The 19384-nt window shown below is 69.6% G+C and carries 24 protein-coding genes; 10 read left to right on the top strand and 14 right to left on the bottom strand.

Annotated elements, in window-relative coordinates:
- Nucleotides 1-22: 22 nt before the first annotated feature.
- On the top strand, nucleotides 23-958 hold the full coding sequence (locus tag RB628_RS15665) for a SpaA isopeptide-forming pilin-related protein (RefSeq protein ID WP_318321067.1): 936 nt from the start codon (nucleotides 23-25) through the stop codon (nucleotides 956-958).
- A 106-nt stretch (nucleotides 959-1064) separates the two neighbouring features.
- Nucleotides 1065-1244 carry a hypothetical protein gene (locus RB628_RS15660; RefSeq protein ID WP_318321028.1) on the top strand — a complete coding sequence of 60 codons (180 nt, stop codon included), beginning with the start codon at nucleotides 1065-1067 and terminating at the stop codon, nucleotides 1242-1244.
- A 302-nt stretch (nucleotides 1245-1546) separates the two neighbouring features.
- On the opposite strand, the gene RB628_RS15655 is transcribed toward RB628_RS15660, so the two are convergent.
- From RB628_RS15655 to RB628_RS15640, 4 genes are all read right to left on the bottom strand, one after another.
- Nucleotides 1547-3562, bottom strand: coding sequence for a DNA recombination protein RecN (locus RB628_RS15655; protein WP_318321027.1), 2016 nt, complete (start codon nucleotides 3560-3562; stop codon nucleotides 1547-1549).
- A gap of 5 nt (nucleotides 3563-3567) precedes the next feature.
- Nucleotides 3568-4083 carry an ABC-three component system middle component 2 gene (locus RB628_RS15650; RefSeq protein WP_318321026.1) on the bottom strand — a complete coding sequence of 172 codons (516 nt, stop codon included), beginning with the start codon at nucleotides 4081-4083 and terminating at the stop codon, nucleotides 3568-3570.
- Between the two features lie 106 nt (nucleotides 4084-4189).
- A complete protein-coding gene (locus tag RB628_RS15645; RefSeq protein WP_318321025.1) occupies nucleotides 4190-5164 on the bottom strand; it encodes a serine/threonine protein kinase in 975 nt (324 codons plus the stop codon).
- Nucleotides 5165-5411: 247 nt separating this feature from the next.
- Entirely contained in the window at nucleotides 5412-5978 is a 567-nt protein-coding gene (locus RB628_RS15640) for a rhodanese-like domain-containing protein (RefSeq protein ID WP_318321024.1), read from the bottom strand.
- Nucleotides 5979-6068: 90 nt separating this feature from the next.
- On the opposite strand from RB628_RS15640, the gene RB628_RS15635 reads away from it, so the two are divergent.
- On the top strand, nucleotides 6069-6347 hold the full coding sequence (locus tag RB628_RS15635; protein ID WP_318321023.1) for a metal-sensitive transcriptional regulator: 279 nt from the start codon (nucleotides 6069-6071) through the stop codon (nucleotides 6345-6347).
- A 21-nt stretch (nucleotides 6348-6368) separates the two neighbouring features.
- Here the strand turns inward: RB628_RS15635 and RB628_RS15630 are convergent, their stop codons facing one another.
- Genes RB628_RS15630 through RB628_RS15620 form a run of 3 tightly spaced genes read right to left on the bottom strand, consistent with a single transcriptional unit; the run spans nucleotide 6369 to nucleotide 8879 of the window.
- Nucleotides 6369-7112 (bottom strand): sulfite exporter TauE/SafE family protein, encoded by a 744-nt coding sequence (locus RB628_RS15630; RefSeq protein WP_318321022.1) that lies wholly within the window; start codon nucleotides 7110-7112, stop codon nucleotides 6369-6371.
- Nucleotides 7109-7474 (bottom strand): rhodanese-like domain-containing protein, encoded by a 366-nt coding sequence (locus tag RB628_RS15625; protein ID WP_318321021.1) that lies wholly within the window; start codon nucleotides 7472-7474, stop codon nucleotides 7109-7111. The genes RB628_RS15630 and RB628_RS15625 overlap by 4 nt, the downstream gene beginning before the upstream one ends.
- 37 nt (nucleotides 7475-7511) lie before the next feature.
- Nucleotides 7512-8879 carry an MBL fold metallo-hydrolase gene (locus tag RB628_RS15620; protein ID WP_318321020.1) on the bottom strand — a complete coding sequence of 456 codons (1368 nt, stop codon included), beginning with the start codon at nucleotides 8877-8879 and terminating at the stop codon, nucleotides 7512-7514.
- A gap of 162 nt (nucleotides 8880-9041) precedes the next feature.
- Here RB628_RS15620 and RB628_RS15615 point away from each other — a divergent pair, with 162 nt between their 5' ends.
- Complete coding sequence (locus RB628_RS15615) at nucleotides 9042-9434, top strand: DUF302 domain-containing protein (RefSeq protein WP_318321066.1); 393 nt, start codon at nucleotides 9042-9044, stop codon at nucleotides 9432-9434.
- Between the two features lie 140 nt (nucleotides 9435-9574).
- On the opposite strand, the gene RB628_RS15610 is transcribed toward RB628_RS15615, so the two are convergent.
- Together RB628_RS15610 and RB628_RS15605 are read right to left on the bottom strand one after the other, a co-directional pair.
- Entirely contained in the window at nucleotides 9575-10420 is an 846-nt protein-coding gene (locus RB628_RS15610; protein WP_318321019.1) for a cytochrome c oxidase assembly protein, read from the bottom strand.
- Complete coding sequence (locus RB628_RS15605; protein ID WP_318321018.1) at nucleotides 10417-10989, bottom strand: DUF2243 domain-containing protein; 573 nt, start codon at nucleotides 10987-10989, stop codon at nucleotides 10417-10419. Before RB628_RS15605 ends, RB628_RS15610 begins: the two co-directional genes overlap by 4 nt.
- A 182-nt stretch (nucleotides 10990-11171) precedes the next feature.
- Here RB628_RS15605 and RB628_RS15600 point away from each other — a divergent pair, with 182 nt between their 5' ends.
- The 6 genes from RB628_RS15600 (at nucleotide 11172) to RB628_RS15575 (ending at nucleotide 14617) form a co-directional block, all read left to right on the top strand.
- Nucleotides 11172-11420: a hypothetical protein gene (locus RB628_RS15600; RefSeq protein WP_318321017.1), complete on the top strand. Its 249-nt coding sequence runs from the start codon at nucleotides 11172-11174 to the stop codon at nucleotides 11418-11420.
- Nucleotides 11421-11618: 198 nt separating this feature from the next.
- Complete coding sequence (locus tag RB628_RS15595; RefSeq protein WP_318321065.1) at nucleotides 11619-11978, top strand: DUF317 domain-containing protein; 360 nt, start codon at nucleotides 11619-11621, stop codon at nucleotides 11976-11978.
- Nucleotides 11979-12073: 95 nt separating this feature from the next.
- On the top strand, nucleotides 12074-12382 hold the full coding sequence (locus tag RB628_RS15590) for a hypothetical protein (protein WP_412180661.1): 309 nt from the start codon (nucleotides 12074-12076) through the stop codon (nucleotides 12380-12382).
- Nucleotides 12383-12460: 78 nt separating this feature from the next.
- On the top strand, nucleotides 12461-13147 hold the full coding sequence (locus RB628_RS15585; RefSeq protein ID WP_318321016.1) for a DUF317 domain-containing protein: 687 nt from the start codon (nucleotides 12461-12463) through the stop codon (nucleotides 13145-13147).
- Between the two features lie 15 nt (nucleotides 13148-13162).
- Nucleotides 13163-13675, top strand: coding sequence for a hypothetical protein (locus tag RB628_RS15580; protein WP_318321015.1), 513 nt, complete (start codon nucleotides 13163-13165; stop codon nucleotides 13673-13675).
- Between the two features lie 48 nt (nucleotides 13676-13723).
- Nucleotides 13724-14617: a hypothetical protein gene (locus RB628_RS15575; RefSeq protein ID WP_318321014.1), complete on the top strand. Its 894-nt coding sequence runs from the start codon at nucleotides 13724-13726 to the stop codon at nucleotides 14615-14617.
- 109 nt (nucleotides 14618-14726) lie between these two features.
- Here the strand turns inward: RB628_RS15575 and RB628_RS15570 are convergent, their stop codons facing one another.
- From RB628_RS15570 to RB628_RS15550, 5 genes are all read right to left on the bottom strand, one after another.
- Nucleotides 14727-15278: an NUDIX domain-containing protein gene (locus RB628_RS15570; RefSeq protein WP_318321013.1), complete on the bottom strand. Its 552-nt coding sequence runs from the start codon at nucleotides 15276-15278 to the stop codon at nucleotides 14727-14729.
- A 77-nt stretch (nucleotides 15279-15355) separates the two neighbouring features.
- Nucleotides 15356-16060, bottom strand: a complete 705-nt coding sequence (locus RB628_RS15565) for a hypothetical protein (RefSeq protein WP_318321012.1) — start codon at nucleotides 16058-16060, stop codon at nucleotides 15356-15358.
- Nucleotides 16061-16163: 103 nt separating this feature from the next.
- Nucleotides 16164-16610 (bottom strand): hypothetical protein, encoded by a 447-nt coding sequence (locus RB628_RS15560; protein WP_318321011.1) that lies wholly within the window; start codon nucleotides 16608-16610, stop codon nucleotides 16164-16166.
- 81 nt (nucleotides 16611-16691) lie between these two features.
- A complete protein-coding gene (locus RB628_RS15555) occupies nucleotides 16692-18419 on the bottom strand; it encodes a relaxase/mobilization nuclease domain-containing protein (RefSeq protein ID WP_286249420.1) in 1728 nt (575 codons plus the stop codon).
- A complete protein-coding gene (locus RB628_RS15550; RefSeq protein ID WP_318321010.1) occupies nucleotides 18416-18946 on the bottom strand; it encodes a plasmid mobilization protein in 531 nt (176 codons plus the stop codon). The genes RB628_RS15555 and RB628_RS15550 overlap by 4 nt, the downstream gene beginning before the upstream one ends.
- Nucleotides 18947-19384: the final 438 nt, after the last annotated feature.

Genomic DNA, 19384 nt, shown 5'->3' with positions numbered 1-19384 from the left:
TGTCGTCACGCTCGCCACCGCCATGGCCGGAACCCTGATGTGGGCGCCGGCCGCTGTGGCCCAGGACCCCACCCCGTCACCGCCTACCGCGCTCAGTGCCACCGAGACCGGCGGCGTCGCCATCCACAAGAAGGACTCCGCTGGCGACGTCCTTGCCGGCGCCACGTTCACCCTCTTCGACTCTGCGGGCCAGCAAGTCGGCACCGGCATAACCGACGCCGACGGCCAGTTGGCCTTCAAGGACCTGGCCCCGGGCGTCTACCGGCTCAAGGAGGTCTCCAGCGGCAGCCCGCTGCACGACGTCGTGGACGACCAGGACGTCATCGTCACCCCGGGTACCGACGCGCCGCTGACGATCATTGACCCCTTCAAGCCCGCCACGGTCACGCTCAAGGCCAAGGCCAGCAAGAGCGGCAAGCTGCTGCACGGATCCACCGTCAACATCGGCACCGGTGACGAGGTCGTTCTCACCCTCACCACCGGCTCCAACGGCACCGCGTCTGCCAAGCTGCCCGTGAACAGCCGTACCGGAACCGCCTTCTGGGTCAAACAGACAAAGGCACCCGAGGGATACGACCTCTACAAGCCCTCACGTGCCTTCACTGCGAAGCCCGGCGCCCCGGTCACCGTGACCGTCACGAACGCCAAGACCGCCAGTACGACACCGACGCCCACAGCCACCCAGACGCCGTCCGGCAAGCCGACGCAGGACACCTCCGGCCAGGGCGACAGCACCGTCTCCTCGGCCCCCTCCACCGACTCGACGTCCGACACCACGATCGCGGACAAGCCCGCCGCGAGCACCCCCGCCACTACACCCGAAGGCACTCTCGCCCACACAGGAGCCGACGCCACCCCCTGGTTGATCGGCGGCGCCGGACTGCTCCTCGCCTCCGGCGTGGGCGTGGTCGTCGCCACCCGCCGACGCCGTACTGAGGCCGGCGCACTCGAGAACTGACTCATCTGAGCCCGCCCGCCGTGAGCCCCAGGCATCCACCGGATGCCTGGGGCTCACGCATGCCCGGACACATCGTGGGCTGTGCACGATCCCGTCCAGGGGGGCTATGAAGGCCACCCACGTCCGCGGCTCGAACCGCAGCGCCAGAGTCCTCGTCCTCGGAGCGGTCTGGGGCTGGGGCCCTCCCGCTGCTCTCCGCGAGGCCGGAGCCGATGACCTCCTGCCCGAGCCCACCAGCATCGGGCCGTCCCTGCTGCGTCACCTGCCCCTAATGGACAGCGCGTGACCCCACAGCCCTACTACAGCGGAGGGGCACCCCTTTGCACCCCTGCACCCAGAGGACACAGGCGAATGCGCGTGATGCGGCGACGAGCACCCGGCGCCTAGCTGGAGCACTGAGGACCCCGCTCCTCAGTCCCGACTCGCGCTCCGGCTCGGCGCGCACCCCATCGCTCCGCCACCGTTTCCTGGACCTCTGAGAGCGGCCCCCACTATGTCTGTACCGCCCGCCAACGGCCGTCTGCAATGGACCGATGCCCCCTGCCGCTGCGCGCCCGCCTCGAAAGGTCTCGTGTTTGGGAGGGCGTTTCACGCGTCGGCTTCTGCCTCTTCGTCCGCACTGGTTTCGTCCTCGATCAGCCCGTACGGCGGACGGTCCTCGTTGCGGCTGTAGCGCACCACTACGCTGCCTTCCACCAGCGGTGGCGGGCTGTTGTCGGCGACGATGAGCTGTGCTCGGCTACCGCGCTCTGCGAGCCAGAGGGAGAGGTGGTGGTAGAAGTCGTCGATGGCGACGGCGTCCGCGATCACGGCATCGAGGGTGCCGCCGTGGCCGAGGTTTTTCTGAGGGCTGTCGATCATGAGGAATCCCGGGTGTGCGGCCCCTGCTTCGACGGCGATCTCGAAGACGGCCAGCTGCCAGGCCAGGGTCAGCAGGGTGCGGGCGCCGGAAGAGGCTTCCTGGTACGGCTCACCGCGCACGAAGGGGGTGAGGTCGGTCTTGATGAACGGCGTACTGACCTTGGGGTAGCGCCAGGCTCGCAGGAGCTCGCCATATCGGCTGCTGATCTTGGCGATGACCCGATCGCGGTCGTGGGAGGCGTCTCCAAGCCGTGCGAGTTCCTCGCGGAGACGGGCGATCTGGGCTTCGTGGCGTCCCACGGCGTCGGCCCGTTTGGCAAGTCCTTCGCGGAGTTTGACCGCGGCCTCGGCCTGTTCGAGTTGTCGCAGGACCTGTTCGCGCCTCCGGTGGAGGTCGTCGCGGGCGGCGAGGAATGGTGAGACGGAGGGCGATGTCGCGGCGTCCAGCGCGGCGGCGGCTTCCTCTTCCCGGACGGCCGCCTCTTCTGCTCGGAGTTTGAGTGAGGCGAGCGAGGCGCCGAGCTCGTCGATGTAGCCGGTGATCTCCTTGAGGCGGGCCTTGGTGGACCGGGTCTCGGCCGCGACGTCCACCCGGTTGTCCCCGGCCTGGCTGCCGGTGTCGGCAGTTCCCAGGACCAACGGCCCTTCCGTTGCTGTCAGTTCGTGGTGGCAGAGGCTGCAGCGTCCGTTGTCGGCGGTGGGGGGAGCCGACAGCCGGTTCAGGCATGCGGGGCAGGTGGTGACGCTCAGGGGGTCGAAGATCTGCTGTGCCTCGCCGAGCATGCCGAGCTTGAGGAGATCGTCGGCGTACTGTGCGCGGAGAGGCATCAGGCGTTGGAGCTGTGTTTCGCAGTCCCGTAGGACCGCTGCCGCCCGGTGAGAAGTCTGGGCCGCCTCTGTGTGCTGGTGGCGCAGCTGGGCCGCGAATTCCGTTCCCGCCTGCGCCCGGCGGTCCAACTCCGTGAGCTGGCTCGTGATGTCAGCCAGCTCCTGTTCGTGGACGGCAGGTGTGGGTTCACCGTCCAGTGCGGTGGGAGCCTGCTCCACGACGAAGGTACGGGCTGCTGCGAGTTCGGCTTTGGCGCGGTTGAGCCGGCCGCCGAGTTCCTGGATGCGCTGGCCGAGTTCGACGGCGCGGTCGTCGTGGACCCCGAAGGCGACGTCAACAACCTGCCGTAGTTTGTGCTTGCGCATGTAGTCGTTCTCGAACAGGAAGTTCTTGTCCGCGACGCGTTCGTTGGGCAGGAAGGCGAGCCACATCAAGTCGCGGAAGCTGAGCGGGTCCGTGCGGGATTCGCTGTTGGTGGGCGCTTCGCGTAGCTGGACGCCTTCGAGCTTGCAGTGACTCAAGAGGAGGGAGGACAGGCTCTCCGGTGCCCCGGGCGGGTCGATGGGCCTGCTCTCGGCCCTGGACGCGGGCCTGCTGTCGAGGGTTCCGCGGCGTACGAAAGCGACCTTCGAAGGCTCTCCGACCGACCGCTCGATCACGTGCGGCTCGCCGGATAGCTCGACCTCCAGGAGGCATGAACGGACCCTTCGCAGCACCTCCTGGTGGCGGGGGTGCCGTTTCGCGCCGAGCCCATAGGCGATGAACTCCAGTACCGCTGTTTTGCCGGAGCTGAACGCCCCGGCGATGACGGAGAGGTTCCGTACCCGCTGTTCGGCGGTGAAATCGACGTCGTAGGACCGCTCCATGCCGACCAGGCGCAGACGGCGGATCCGGATGCCGGGAAGCGGCTCCATGGTGATCATCCCTCCCAGGACGTTTCCAGCGAGGGTCCTGGCCCCAGGACGCTCATGAGGGCAGCCGCAGGTCCGCCGGGTCCGTCCGGCCTGAGCCACCGTGCGGTCTGCTCGCGCAGCCTTTTGTCGCTGAGTTTGCGGAGCTGGCGGACGACGATGTCCGCGGCGGTAGCAAAGGAGGTGGCGTAGGTGGCGGTGAACTGCCCGCCGAGGTGCTGACCGGCCTCTGTGATCGAGTAGGTGAGGGAGCCGTTGCTATTTCGGACCCGGCAGCACCCATAGGCCACCAGGAGCGCCAAGTCGTGCTGGATCCGTTCTCGCCGGCTCGTGAATCGCTGTGAGGAAGACGCGTAGGCAAGGACCTGCGGGTCGAATCCGGCCAGCCGGAGGAGGCTCGCGTCCCGGCCCTCGGAGGGAACTACGAGGAAGGGATTCGCGGAAAGGAAGTCGTAGTACCCGATGCGTTCCAAGGTCGCCCCGTTCGCGTCCTGCGCGGCGACGGCGTCAAGGAGCAGAAGCAATTGAGCGAGACGAAAAGGTACCTCGTCCTCGGGCATCACAACCGGCCGGTCTGCTTGCACGGCAGCTCCTCATCAGTGGTCGAGCGATACGGACGGACACGAAACCTCAGTCGTCGGCATGACCGCTCGCGATCTGCCGCCAGTGCGTGACCCACCCCGCCCGCCGGTTGTCGACCAGCCGATGGACCAGACCCCAGCTGTGCGTCACCTCCAGACGCAGCACCTTGGGCAGTCTGTCGTGCTCACCGCGCACCTCGCGCCATACCCGGCCGTGCAGAGCTGCGAGAGTGCCCTCGGCCGAGCACTCGTTGAACTGCATCTCCCACACCCCGTGAAGGGTGGCGTCAGCAGAGCTCAGTGCAGCAACCTCAGCCGGCACGCCCTTGTGCGCGACTTCGCGCGCCACCAGGTCGGCGTTGAAGAACTGCCTTTTTGCCGAGTCCAGTTCGACGTGACCGGCCTCGGTCATCTGGCGCACGAACAGAGCCGAGTCGAGCGCCGCCGCCTTGTCCTCCTCCACGTCCAGCACGAGGCGTATCTGTTCCTGGGCGGGGGCGGCGGGCGCCGTGAAGGGTTCGTAATAGGCGCGGCGTACCTGGTCACCTTCGGGGCTCAGCAGCTTCTTCACGAGCTTGGTCTCGTCCCACAGCTCGATGACGAGGCCATGCGCCTTCTCCTGCCGCTTCTTCCAGCCGTCCCACCATTGGGCTGCCGGCCCGTCCATGCTGGAGGGGATGCACAGGATCCACAGCGTGATGGTGTGACCGTTGGCCGCCGCGGCTTTCAGCCCGTTCGCGAGGGACTCGCGAATCTGCTGCGACTGGCTGGTTGTGGTCTTCGGCATGAAGTACTTGGACTGCCAGACAGTGATAGCGCCCCCGAGGTCACCGGCGAAAGCGTCGATTCCCCAGTCGCCCGGATTCGCGGCGATCATCCGGACGTTCGGATTGGTCGCACTCGCGAGCTGCGCGAGCATCTTCTCGAAGTCGGCCCGTGCCCCGTCCGCGCTTCCGGTCCGCAGTTCGTGCACTCCGAAATGGATAGGCGGAACACCAGCTGCCACCGGCATGGAGTTGTCCAACCTGCACCCCCGCATCCCGCAGGCAACCCGAGCGAACCGCGTTCAGCGGGCTGTTCACCCTGCGCCACACACAGTAACGGCCGTCAGCGTACGTGTTACGGAATCATTCGATCAAGGTGCTTGCGGTCGGCAGTATCCCGGCAGTGGCACGGCCAGCGACAAGGCACACGGAGCGCTGGTCAGCGGTGTCGCGCAGAATCGCAGCACTTCTTGCTGCGCCCGTGCAGCGACGTAACTGGTGGTCGTATCAGCCCTGCAGGGCTTGCAGGGTGGCGTCGAGGTCGGTGGTGCGGGGCTGGTTGTGGGGGAGCTTGGTGAGGGCTGCGGCCATTCCGCAGGTGTTGGTGGCGGCGGAGAAGACCAGGCCGGTGCCGATGGCGGCGGACAGCCAGCGGGCGGGGCGCCAGCGGGTGCCGGCGGCGAGGCCGAGGACGACGAGGGATCCGGCCGCCAGGCGGACCTGGCGTTCCATGGGCCAGACGGCCCGGCCGTTCTCGGGACGCTGGAGGGTGTGGCCCTCGCCGGCCCATGCGGTGGTGCCGCCGGCAAGGGTGGCTGCCGGGATGTCGGCGGCGGCGAGTTCGGTGCAGGCGGTGGTGGAGCGGTTGCCGGAGGCGCAGACCATGAGGAGGTCGCCGCGGGCGGCTGCGGCCTTGAGGGCGGGCAGGGCGGTGTGGAGGTGGTCCAGCGGGATGTTGTGGGCGCCGGGGAGGTGGCCTGCGGCGTATTCGCCCGGGGTGCGTACGTCGATGACGGTGTAGTCCTGGAGGCGGGCGGCGGCCTGAGCGGGGATGAGGGCGGTGGGGGTGCTCATGTGCGGGGTGGTCCTTTCACGGGGTTCCGGGGGCGGGTGCCTGCACCCGGTATGATACCCCTAGGGGTATTTTCTTTGTGGAGGTGGACGGTGGAGCTTGAGATGGCGGCCGACGAGCTGAAGTCGGTGCTGAACCGGCTGCGGCGGGCTCAGGGGCAGATCGCGGGGATCATCAAGATGATCGAGGAGGGCCGGGACTGCGAGGACGTGATCACGCAGCTTGCGGCGGTCTCCCGCGCACTGGACCGGGCCGGGTTCGCGATCATCGCGACCGGGCTGCAGCACTGCATGGCCGACGGCGGGCAGGCGGCCGGCGACCGCGACCAGATGCGGGCCCGGCTGGAGAAGCTGTTCCTGTCCCTGGCCTGACAGCCGTGGTGGCTGCCGTGGTCATGCGATCACGTCGATGAGCATGAACGCGGCCACGGCCAGGAGTACACCGGCGAAGATTCTCTGCAGAGTGGGGCCGGATATTGTGGCGGCGAGGCGTTTGCCGTCCCAGGCGCCGAGGATCGCGGCCCCGGTGAACGGTGCGATGACTTCCCACTCGAGTCCGCTCCCGGTTCCGGTGCGGGCGGTCAGGGCGGCGAGTGAGTTGACGGTGATGACGAGCAGGCTGGTGCCCACCGCGCGGCGCATCGTCAGCCCGAGCACGCTCACCAGGGCCGGGACGGCGAGGAATCCGCCGCCGACGCCGAGGAGTCCGGTCACCGCACCGAGCCCGGCGCCTGCCCCGGCCGCCTTGCCGGGCCGTATCGGGCCTGCCGGTTCGGACGCGGCGGGGCGGAGCATGCGCAGGGCCGCCAGTGCGGCGATCACCGCGAATGCTGTGGTCAGGGTGGCGTCGGGCAGGTGGCCGGAGGCGGCTCCGGCGAGGTAGGCGGGGATGATGCCCGCCGCGGCGAACAGCGATCCGTTCTTCCAGGCGACGTGGCCGTCTCGTGCGTGGGCGTACAGGGCGGTGGCGGAGGTGGCGGTGACGATGATCAGGCTGGCGGTGGTGGCCGCTGCCGGAGTGAAGCCGAGCAGGTAGATCAGGGCGGGCACGGCCAGGACGCTGCCGCCGCCTCCCAGGGCTCCCAGGGCCAGGCCGATGACGGCCCCGGCGACGAGGGCGAGACTCAGGGCGCTCACGCTATCCGGCCGCTGTTCCCGCGTTCGTCGCTGACCGGGTATCCGTCGGCGGCCCAGGCGTTCATGCCGCCCTTGACGTCCACGGCCTGTTCTCCGCGCTGGGTGAGGAGCTTGGCTGCCTGCTGGGAGCGGTGTCCGCTGCGGCAGATCACCACCAGCGCCCTGCCCGACGCCCCGTCGGGCAGGGCGGACCCGGAGACGAGCTTCGAAAGCGGGATGTGCAGGGCGCCGGGGGCGTGGCCAGCGTTCCACTCGGGCTGTTCGCGGACGTCGAGCAGGACCGCGTCCGGGGTTTCGCCGCTGGTGCGGCTGCGGGCCTGCTCCACGCTGATACGGGGCTGGCTGCGGCGGAAGAGGAACATGACGTTCTCCCTCTCGTGTGCTGTGGGTGGGTGGGGGTCAGCCGGCGGTCAGGGGCAGGCCGGCGTCGGTGGCGGCGTCGAAGTCGTCGTCGATGGCGATGACGTCGCGGCCGGCCGCGTCGAGCAAGGACGCGGCGATCGCGGCGCGCATGCCGCCCGCGCAGTGCACCCACACCGTTCCCGCCGGTACCTCGGCTAGGCGGCCGTGGAGCTCGTGGATGGGAATGTGCACCGACCCTTCGATCCAGCCGTTCGAGCGCTCGGAGTCGCGGCGCACGTCCAGGACCACGACGTCCTCGGTGCTGTGGTGTGCGGCGAGTGAGGCGAACGTGGAGCGCGGGAAGGAGGCGGGCGGCTGCCCGTCGGGCAGCCAGGCTGCGGGCCCGCCGGTCGCGGCGGCGGCAGGGCGGTCGATGCCCACCCGCACCAGTTCGCGCTGGGCGTCGGCGAGCTGCTCTGCCGATGCGGCCAGCAGGGTGACCGGCTTGCCCCAGGGGATCATCCAGGCGAGGTAGGTGGCGATCTTGCCGTCGGCCTCGAAGTTGAACGACCCCGCCACGTGCCCCTCGGCGAAGGCCACCCGGTTTCGCAGATCGACCACCCACTCGCCGGCCGCGAGCCGCGTGGCGATCTCACCGGGGTCCGCGAGCGCGGGCGGGGTCAGATCGACCGGGGCGGGGCCCGCGGCGTTGGCCGGGCCCATGTGCGCGTAGTAGGCGGGCACGTCCTCCAGCCCGGCCAGCAGGTCGGCGACGAACGTGTCCACGTCGGCGGTCAGCGCCGCGTTGGCACTTTTCTCCTTGCCGATCGTGCTCTGGTCCCCGTCGGACTGGGCCGAGGAGCAGAAGCTGCCGAACCCGTGGGTGGGCAGCACCGCCGTCTCGTCCGGCAGGCCGGAGGCCAAGCGGTGTGCGGAAGCGTGCTGGGCGCGGGCCAGATGCTCGGTCAGCCGCGGCTCGACCAGGTCCGGGCGCCCGACCGTGCCGATCAGCAGCGACCCGCCGGTGAAGACGGCCACCGGCCGTCCCCCCTCGTGCAGCGCGTAGGAGGTGTGGTGCGGGGTGTGGCCCGGGGTCGCGATCGCGGCCAGCGTCACCCGGCTGCCGGTGTCGATGTCCACCGTGTCACCGTCGGCGACAGCCACCCGCGCGAAGGAGACCTTCGCGTCGGCCGGCACGAGGTAGCGGGCGCCGGTGATCCGGGCCAGTCCCAGGCCGCCGGTGACGTAATCGTTGTGCAGGTGGGTCTCCACCACATGGGAGATCCGCACACCGCGCCGGGCTGCAGCCGCCAGGACCTGGTCGATGTCCCGCGGCGGGTCCACCGCCACCGCCGTGTGCTCACCGCCCGCCAGGTAGCTGCGGTTGCCGAGACCTTCCAGCTCGATGGTGTCAACGAAGAACACGCGGATACTCCTTTCGCATGAAAATTACCCCCGGGGGTATCTGTTCTCACCGTAACACCCGTACCCCCGGGGGTATATTTCGCGGGGTGGTCCCGCCCTGTCCAGGACGGGTACCCGTGGCTTCCGCGCGAAGCGGTCAGCAGGCGAGGAGAGGCGATGACCATGACCTACAGCCGTACCGTCCATGTGACCGGTGACTTCCAGGAGACCGTGAGGGCCGTGCGCGAGGCCCTGGCCGAGCAGGGTTTCGGCATCCTGACCGAGATCGACGTGCAGGCGACGCTCAAGGAGAAGCTCGGGCACGACATGGAGGACTACCTGATCCTGGGAGCCTGCAACCCGCCGCTCGCCCACCAGGCGATCGAGGCCGACCGGTCCATCGGCCTGCTGCTGCCCTGCAACGTCGTCGTCCGCACCGACGGCGAACGCGTCGCCGTCCAGGCCCTCGACCCTGCCACGATGGTCACCCTCACGGGACAGGACGCCCTCAAGCCTGTCGCCGAGGACGCCACCCGACGCCTGGACGCCGCCCTGTCCACGCTCACCCAGCAGTAGGCATGGCCCGGCCGCCCGTCCTTCGGCGAGGTGGGCCGGAACGCTGCCCTCGGCGGCCTTCCGGGGCCCTATCCCCGGCATGGCGGATCATCGGCCCTCGGGCCGGGGTGCGCACGGAGCTGGGGACGCGGAGCAGACTTTTACGGCGCTGCGGGCTGGGCCGCATCCGACCGACGGCGCAGCTCCCGTGTCCGGCGGGCGGTGTGCTGGGGGCGCCAGGTGGCTACGAGCGCGACGGCCAGGAGCAGCTCGGCGATGTCGCCGCCGTAGTACATGATCTCCGCGCCGCGCTGGACCTGTTCGACGGGCGCGTGGATGTTGATGCCGAACCCGCCGTACATGAGCTGCGAGATCACCGCGTGCGCGGCGATCGCCGCTCCCAGCACCACCAGCCGCGCCGGAACTCCCGGCCGGGCCGGGGCTGGGTCGGGCCCGGCGATGACGTAGGCGAACAGGCACCCGGCGAGCAGGAAGTGCGCGTGCAGCTGCCAGTGCAGCCAGGTGCTCGCCGACATCGCGTTGTACAGCGGCGTGAAGTACAGCAGCACCAGCGTCCCCACACTCAGCACCAGCGCGGCCACCGGGTTGACCAGCATATGCACCGGCCGGCTCAGCACCAGACCGGTCGCCCGGCGGCCCTGCTCGGCGGGCAGGTTGCGCAGCAGCAGCGTGACCGGCGCTCCCAGCACCAGCGCGAGCGGGGCGTACATGCCGATCAGCAGGTGCTGGAGCATGTGTCCGCGGAAGTCACCGTGCGCCCACGGGGCGAGCGGGGGCAGCAGACCGGCTGCCAGCAGACCGCACCCGGCGAGGAACCACCCGGTGTGCCACCGGCTCCACCCGGCCTGCGCGTTGCGCCGACGCGCCCGGGCGGCCAGCAGCACGTAACCACCGGCCAGCACCAGGACGAACACCCCCGGCACCAGCACCTCGAACGGCAGACCGTCCGTCTGGTGATGATGTGCCGGATGTTCATGCTCAATCATGCGTGCCGCGCTTCCCGCGTCGGCCCGTCACTCTCAGGGTCGAAGGGCAGCGCCCGGCGCTGGATCATCCAGCCGACCGCGACCAGGATGGCGCCCAGCAGCAGGAAGCCCAGGTCCCACCAGACCTGCTGGTCACCGGCATAGACGTGGTGGATGCCGAGGATGTGGTGGTCCAGGATGCCCTCGACGAGGTTGAACAGCCCCCAGCCGACCAGGATCCAGCCCCACAGCGCCGGAGACCTCCACACCCGGCGCCGGTGGTGCGTCACCCTCGCGTACAAGATGGCCAGGCCCGCGAGGACCGCCACCCAGCAGATCGCGTGGAAGATCCCGTCCCACACCGTGTTCATCTCCAGCCCGGACACGGTGTTCGACGGGTAGTACTTCACCCCGATCCGATCATGATTCGTACTGGTCAGCATGTGATGCCACTGCAACAGCTGATGCAGCAGAATCCCGTCCACGAAACCGCCCAGACCCACCCCGAGGATGATCCCCGGCAGCTGCAGACTCCGGGGCCGCTCGCCCGCCATCGCGCCCTGACGCTCCGCACTCACACTGCCCGACATGGCACAGTCCTCCGCCGACCTGATGTCCGGACACACAGCCGGGTTACCCGGCAGCGGTCGTTCCACCACAGCAGCCACGAATCACACCTGCAACCTGGGCAGCGCCATATGGCCACCGTGCGTGTCTCCCGCTCCATCGCCCTGTTCGTCGCAGCCCTGCTCAAGATCGACTGGGGTGGCTGGTGTGGCTGGGCATAACCGAGCACAAGGGCTGGATCGCCGTCATCCGCTCGCCTCTACGGTTCGCTTCCGCCCTCCAGTCCGGCGGCAACTTCGGACGCATCCTCGCCGCATACGGCCGCGTCTTCGTCTCGGATCGATCGCCTGGGCATGGTCCCGACAGCCACTGCCCCGACCTCTACGACATCACCGGCGGCGTCACTTGCCTCATCGGAATGGATACCCTCATATACGCGCCCCGCACCCGCTGACACCCTCGTGGCGCCCGGTAGGGAAGCCCCTCGTGCGCGCCTTCGTATCGACTCGATTGAATGACAAGGCGACTAGGTTCCCTGTCAAAGGACAAGTTCGCCTGGGGCAGACAGGAAAGATCGCGGAAGGACTGGCCAACGCTTCTGGAGCATGTCAACGTGGATGCCTTCCCAGAAGAATACCAGGTCAGAGAGGTGATGCCGGTGACCGTGGAGGTTGCCCAGCCTGGTTTTGCCACGACGGTCGAGGCCCTGAGGCTGCGTTCATGGAAGCTCGGGCCGGGCCAGCCGACGCTGGTGATCGACCAGTTCACGGACGCTGATTTCAAGCTGGTCGTGGACGACCGCGCCGATGTCCATGTGAACAGCAAGGACGGGCGGTTCTACCTTGGATGGTTTCCGACGGGTCGTCCCGGCACCGACGGTGAGGGCTGGGTGATCGCGGTCACCGGCACCGCGAAGGTCCGCGGGTACCGGATGTCGTTCGACACCGAGACTCCGACGGCCATCGTCGCCGCTGCCGTGGCCCAGGTCCTCGCCACCTCCCAGCCGCTCTGAACAGCGGGGCCGGCGCCACACCACCGGGTGCCCCGCGCGCCGCATACCCTGCCCAGCTTCGGAACACCCTTGTCCGCTACCGCGAGGAGAACGCTGTGGACGAACCGCATCTGCACGAGATGACCGTCGGCGAACTCGTCGACCTTCTGGCCGCCTGCGACCGTGAAGCGACGGCCCGGCTCGCCATCAACCCGCTCTTTCCCATGGCCCACCGTATCGGCGGGGTGATCGCTGCCCAGGATGAGAACGGCGACCCGCTGGCCTTCATCACCGAGGCCAAGGACGCCGAGCAGGTCGGCCACCTCCCACCGGACGTCGCCGTCGAGCTCACCTGGCACGAGCCGACCGAGGCTCCCGCACGCCGCCGTCGCAGGGCAACTGGTCCACGCGACGACGGCAGCTGAACCACCAACGACCCTACGGAGCCGCCCCTGCACCCGCACGACCCCCACGACCCTGCCCACCCCGACCCGCAGGAGGCGGTGTACTGGGTCACCCCGCGCCACCTGGCCGGCGACGACGGCGCGCTCGGCGAGCGGATCGGCGACCTGCTGACCGGCCTGGGCTGGCGGCTGTGGCCGACCTCCCGCCACACCCTGCTGTACGTGAGCCCGGACGAGCTGCGCGGCGCCGAGTGGATCCTCGCCAGCTACCCCTTTGAACTCGGCGGACTGCCCGTGGCGTGGCAGTTGTCCGCCCGTCCGCATGCCACGAGCGCCCTGACGGAGTGGAACGCCTACTTCACCACGGGCGTCCCGCACGAGGCGCTTGCCGACCTCCTCGTCGCACTCGATGCCCGCGAGGCGCCCGACACCGGGTTCGACGGGCCTCAGGCGGTCATGGCCGCGCTTGTCTCCCAGGGCTGGATCCGGGACGTGGACCGCCCCGCGACCGCGGCCACGGACCCCGGCTTCGCTTCCAGCGTGTCGCTGGAGGAACTGCCCAAGCTCATTCAGGACGCCGACCCGCGCCCCGATCTGATGGGCTGGCAGGCGTGGGCGGAACCTGTTTTGGGCGCCCCCTATCTGTGGTGCGCCAGCTTCAGCGCCAGCGCCCCGCACGACCTGGTCGCGGCCTTCGCCGCCTCGCTCGCCTCCCCGGTCCCCGTGCCTCGGCGCACCCTGCCCGAGGGCGCGCAAGAGCGGCTCACCGTCGTGCGCCGTGACTGACGACGACGCCTCCTCATGCCGGCCGCCCCTCGCCCCGGGCGGTCGCTTCCGCTGCGAAAGGACACCGATCTGTCGGTTTCATACCTGTCCCCTGGACGACTCGCGGTCGCCAATGCCATCGCAGCGGCCGGGCCGGGACGTCACTACCTGCACGTCATCCGGCCGCTGGTTGCCCAGGAAATGCTCGCCGAACTCCTCTACCTGGGCGGCAACACCCTTGTGCTCGGGCCGGTGAGCATGGAGCGCTTTGACCGCCTGACGCGCCTGGTAGACCGGGCCCTGGAGGATGCGGGTAATCGGTGCGGGTCGTCGGTGCTGTCGCTGGTGTCCGATACCCCCACCGACTCGGGCCCGGCCCGGACGGTGACCCGGTACATCATCGAAGACGGGCAGTGCACCGAGGCCGGAGAGCTGAACGCGCGCGAGTACGGCCAATGCGCGGTCACGCTCGCCCGCGTCGAGGCTGACAGAGAGGCCGAGGACGCGCGCACGCTCGCCACCCTGCCCGGGCGTTTCGACTTTCTCTGACGAGCCTTTCGTCACCCACCCGCCCCACACTGACCCTTGGAGATCTGCTTGCCCCTGCCCATGATCCGGCTGTCCATCTCTCCCACGAACGGGACCGCTCACCACGGCGTCCTGATCGGTACCGAGCCGTTGACGGTGTGCGCTACGCACTCGACCGATCTCGCACCGATCGCGGAGAACACCACGCACTCTTTGTGCCAGAGCTGTACACGCGCCTGGCTGATCCTGACCACGCAGCCGCACCCCGGCGGCGAACGGGATCTCCGGCCCGCCGCCGGCACCGGCAAAGGCGCCACCGCCCACCTGCCGATCCCCGGCCATCTGCTGGGCTACTGCGGCAAGTCCCTTGACCCTCGCTCGACTTCGGCCCGCCGGGTGTGCGCCAACTGCTCGGCGCTCGCGGCGGCCCTGGAGCGCTTCCACCGGCTCGCGGGCGAGGTGAGCGTGTCCTTCGACGGATCCTGCCCGCGCGACGAGGACCTGCTGTGGGCACCCAAAGGCCACGCCAATCTCGTCACGGGACACCGCCGCCGCGCCGCGACCGGCACCGGCCTGTGCGACACGCCGCTGGCCGGACCGAACCCCGAGGCCACCAACGAATGCGCCCCCTGCCGCCGAGCATGGAGGACCGAGCGCGACCGGCGGACCGCCGCGCTTCCCCACATGAGGGCACGCGCCCGCTGGTGGGACCAACGCCGTGAACTGGACACCTTCCAGGGCCGTGCCGATGGCCTCAACTCCGGCGACGCCTATACGCTCTCCGGCTGCCCGGACCAGCACCACGTCCTGACCGTGACCCACCCCGGCCGGGGTCGGCGACTTGCCGTCCTGGTCTATGTCCCCGCCGCCGACGAGATCGTGGAACTGGGCCTTCACCCCGATCGCCTGCTTGCCATCGAACGGCCGCACGCGCCAGAGGCGGGCATGCCCACGCTGCCATGACCCTCTGTGGCGGCACGCACCAGCCTGCTCTGGACGCGCCGTGCCTGACCGCCGTGTCACCGAAGGGCCCGGTTTCGTTGCGCCAGGCCGTGCCGTTCCGTCCCGGTGCTCACAGGAACCCGGAGGATGTGGGTGGCGAGGGGTCGTTCCTACGGGGTGGCAGGCGCAGTGCAAGCTGTTCGACGTAGTGCCGGACATGGGGCGGCATCGGCTCGGGCAGAGCGTCCAGCGGGAACAGACGAAGGGCCTGCCCCTCGCCGAGGACCAGCTCGCTCTCGGTGCCGTCCCAGACTGCGGCGAACACGTGGGGTGGCGTCTTGCCCTCCTCGTAGGCGGTGACAGCCACTTCCTCGATCACCGTCGGTACGATGCCAGTCTCTTCCAGCAACTCGCGCAGGACCGTCTCGAGCGGCGTCTCGTCCGCCTCACGTCCGCCGCCGGGAAGCGACCAGCGCCCCGGCCAGCCGATGCCGGCCTTGTCGTCCCGCAGCTGCAGCACGACCTCACGGCGCGGTGTAGTGACGAACGCGAAACACCCGCGGGTCTTCGTGGGACGGTCCACCAGGCCGGTGACCTCTCTTCGTACGACAGCGTCCGGGTGGCCCACGGCCGAAGCCGGAGCCGGAGCATGGCCCTCGCCGTGTGCAGGGCCCTGCAGCACGGTAATGCTGGATGACGAACGCCCCGTTCTCCACTGCCTGGCAGCGGGGAGAACGGGGCGCGACGGAGCGTCGAGTGTCAGCGGGCCTGCGCCGCCTGGACGGCGTCGGCGAGATGGGCGTCGACGAGAGCGGGCGCCCCGGACAGGACCACCAGAATCGTGCCGGTGCGGATCGCCGTCTGCTTGACGACGCTGCGCTGCCCGCCGACCGCGTAGGTGAGCAGCTGGCTCCACTGCTCGTCACCCAGGTCCGGGGCGGCCGTCTGCTTCGTGCCCATGTCGATGACGATGGTGCCCGACACGAGCTGGTACGTGGGGCAGGCGGTCATCGCGTCGAAGATCTCCCCGATGCCCTGCGAAAGCTTCGTCGCGGTGTCGCTGTACAGCTCCTCGGAGACCTCGGAGACCTCGGAGTCGCTGCCGCCGGCGTAGGTGAAGGACGCCTTCGCCTGGCGGGGGAAGGACAGGCCGGTGCCGGTGGCCGCGCTGCTGCCGAGCTTGGCCAGTGCCGGGCAGCCGATCACGGTGACATCGTCGTGCGTGGCCGGGCGCTGCGGCTTGCGGCTGTAGCCCTCGCCGAGGTCGCTCTCGTCAAGGAGCCGCTTGCTCAGTGCGGCCGAGGACAGCGGCGCCGACGCTGCGGTATTCGAGCCCACCTTGCGCGGCGCGGCGGTTGTGGGGGAGGCCGGCTCGGCGGAGGTGGTGCTGCCCGTCGAGCAGCCGGTCAGAACCAGAGCGGCGAGAGCGCTGAGGCTGAGGACGGTCGTGATGGGAAGGCGCATGCGAAACCCCTAAGTGGCCTGCGAAGCGGACAGGTTGACTGCGCCGGCCCTCCGGGCACCGGCAGAGAGAAGGGGAGTTGGGGTTTCAGGGGTTTCGTCGGCTTCAGTGGCCGAGGTGGCGCAGGCCCTCGTCGAGGGTGGGATGGAAGTGATCGACCGGACCGGAGTTGCGGTTGAACCACACCGGGTCGAGGCGGGGCTCCGGCGTTGTGTGGCCGGCCCGGCAGCGCAGGTGGATCGTGTCGTCGCACATGCTGAAGATGATCCAGTCCCGGTATGCGCCGCACTCGGGGCACGAACGGACCTCGCCGTCGATGACGAGTGGCTGCTGCCAGCGCATCATCAGGCCCTCGACCTCCTGACGCGAGGGGACCCGCAGATCCGGCGGCAGGAAGTCGGGCACCACCGCCTCCGCGGAGGGGTCCGAAGCCTGATCAGCAGGGGGTGCCGGAGGCTGGAAGCCGGGATGCGACTGCATGGTGTGCAGCAGGGCGTGGCCGGCACGCTGGGCTTCACGGAATTCACGGTGGGCACGAGCACGTCCGAACATCCGCTCTCCTTCTCTTCGTCTGACAGGCCACAAGGAGGGTGCCTCATGCACCTGACCTGCTTCAACTCTCAGACTCCGTAATCAGCGGGCCTTGCCCGGACCCTCGCCGCGGCCCGCTGCGGGCTTTGTCGCACGCCCCGGCGTACTGGCCGAGGTAGGGATGGAGTCGATGGGCATCGTGGTCGCGTCGGCGGGCAGATCGGCCATGCGGCGCAGCCGCCACACCAGCACGTCGCTGATGGAGTCGGCGGTGCCCAGCTCTCGCCGCGCGGCGGCCTCGGCCAGCAGCACCGCCGGATCGTGGCCGGCGCTCTCGGCGTCGGCGAGGGTGGCCGCGAGGGCGTACCAGCCCGGCTCAGCCAGGATCTGCTCGGCCAACTGCGGCACCGCCGCTCGTAGACAGGCAGCCTGCTTGTGCCGCAGTGGCTGCGACAGATGCCGTCCCCGCTGGTACAGCACCCCCAATGGGATGCCGGCGGCGGCCTGGTAGGCGGCGCGCAGGTGCTCGGCGGCCTGGCGGGCGGCGGCGGCCTGCTGGGCGTGGTTCTTCTTCGCGTGCCAGTGGGCTGCGGCCGTGACGAGGAAGAACGCCATGTCGATCAGCATCGCCGTGGTGGCTCCGTCCTCTCCGCGGCCGAGGGCGGGTCCGCTGTAGACGAGGTCGCGGGCGGCTTCGCGCAGGGCGCGGTCGCGCCCGCGTTCAGCTCGTACGTGAGAGCGGGTGGCCCGTTCGAACGCGAAGGCCGCATCGCGCAGTTGGGTACGGGTGTGGGCGGCTGAGGTCTGGGCGAGTGCGTCCAGGATTTCCCCGGCCGCCGCGATCTGCGCGGCCACCGCCGCGTCCTGGCCGCCGTCGATGACCAGCACCGCCTGCCATACGGCCGTGGCCGCCCGGCGCCTGGCCGTGGCCGGGCCGCTCGGCTCCAGGGGGGTGGCCTGGTCCGAGGACGTGTCGGCGCTCGGTGAGGGGGTGCCGTTGGAGAAGCGTTTACGGATACGGGGCAGGGACAGGTCGGGGGAGAGGGTGGAACCGGCGTAGAAGACGGGCTCCTGGTCTTCGTTGCGGTCGTCGGGGAGCGCGACCTTGTAGCCGAGGAGGTCGCCGGAGGGAGCGACGCGTTTGTGGATCAGTACGCCGGCGTCGGCCAGGCGGTCGAAGAACTCCTCCTCACTCGTGGCGCCGGCAACTGCCTGCCGTACGGTCTCGCGCAGTTCCTCGCGGGCGGGGCGCTCGCGGCCCTCGCGTTCGGCCTTGTGGCGCTCGGCGCTGGTGGGACGTTTGGCGGCGGTGCCGTCACCGGTGTTGAGCTGCTTGAGCCCGTACTCGGCTTCGATCAGCCTGGCTTCGGCCTGGGACCGGGCGGCGTCATTGTTCAGCCGTGGCCGGCGGCGGTCCTCGCGGACGAGCGTGGCGATGATGTGGATGTGGTCGTCGGCGTGCCGTACGGCGGCCCAGCGGCATGCCGCGTCGTCGCCGTCGGGGGCGATGCCGGTGGCCGCGACCATGCGCCGGGCGATGTCGCCCCACTGCTCGTCGCTGAGGATGGGGTCCTCGGGGGCCGCCCGGACGGACAGGTGCCATACGTGCTTCTTGGGCCGACGGCCTTTGGCGAGGGCCTCGACGGGCATGTCCAGCAGCTGCTGGAGGTCGGCGTATGTGGCGTTCGGGTCGCGGCCGGGGTCAGGGGCGAGGCTGTCCCAGGCTGCAACCAGGTGGGGGTCGATGTGCTCCTCGTGGGTGCCGGGTCCGTAGAGGTAGTAGAGCAGGCCGATGGTGCGCTGCCCGCGATCGTGGACTCGGGGAATCATGCCGCGGTGGTCTCGGTCTCCAGGTAGTGCCGGGTGAAGGAGTCCACGCGGCGGGCCGCGCGGGTCACGGCGTCGAGGACCGCCACCGTGTTCGGGGCGTCCGCACCCGAGTTCAGGGCCTTGGCCACCTGATTGACGTTGTTGCCGATGTGTCCGAGGTGTCGGCGCAGGGCGAACAGCTCGTTCAGCACTTCACGTTCGGTGGCGATCTCGGCGGCGGTGCGGTCGAGACCGCGGGCGGCTTTGAGAGCGGCGTGGGCAAGGAAACTGGCGACGCTCATACGGCACGCGGACGCTGCACGTGCGAGCAGCTGGTACTCGTCGTCGTTCATGCGGCAGCTGGGCTGGCGCACGCGCTTGTGCTCGTCACGCAGGCGCTCGCGCTGCTGCACGTGCGGCTTCGACGGTGCGGTGTGGGCGCACTGCTCGGTGTGGCAGGTAGGCGCGTGCTCTTCCCCCGGACGCGAGCCGCCCTCGGTCGCGTCCTGCTCGTTCGGCGCCCCCTGGCGCCGGACTTCTCCCGCCACTTCAGGGGCGGGGGAGGCAAGAGCATTGCTCCCGACGGGAGCAATGCTCTTGCGATAACTTGCTGTGCGACGCGAGGCCGCATTTTCCGAAGTGAGGTGATCCTCGTGGAGAGGTTCTGACAAAGGAATTTCCTCCGAATCAGTGTCTGGATTCATCCCCGCGCTCACATGCGTCGCTGGTAACGGCGGGGTGTGAAGCTGAGCTTTCAAGCCCAAGGGCGTCTCAGCCATCGAGAGGCCACAGGCGAGGGGAAGACTGGACGGGCGAACACGTGTGAACCCCTGGTTAATGCCTCGATATGTGGAACCCCCGCGGATGGCTTGCTCTCAGCGGGGCAGGGCCCGGCGCTGAAAGGCGCCAGCGGCTTCCGGTGCAAGCAACACCGGAAGTGAGACACCGCCGGCCACGGGGTAGAGGGGGCGCCCACCCCAGTCGCA

The sequence above is a fragment of the Streptomyces sp. ADMS genome (assembly GCF_033441795.1).
GTDB lineage: Bacteria > Actinomycetota > Actinomycetes > Streptomycetales > Streptomycetaceae > Streptomyces.
This window is presented reverse-complemented; position numbering and strand designations above follow the sequence as displayed.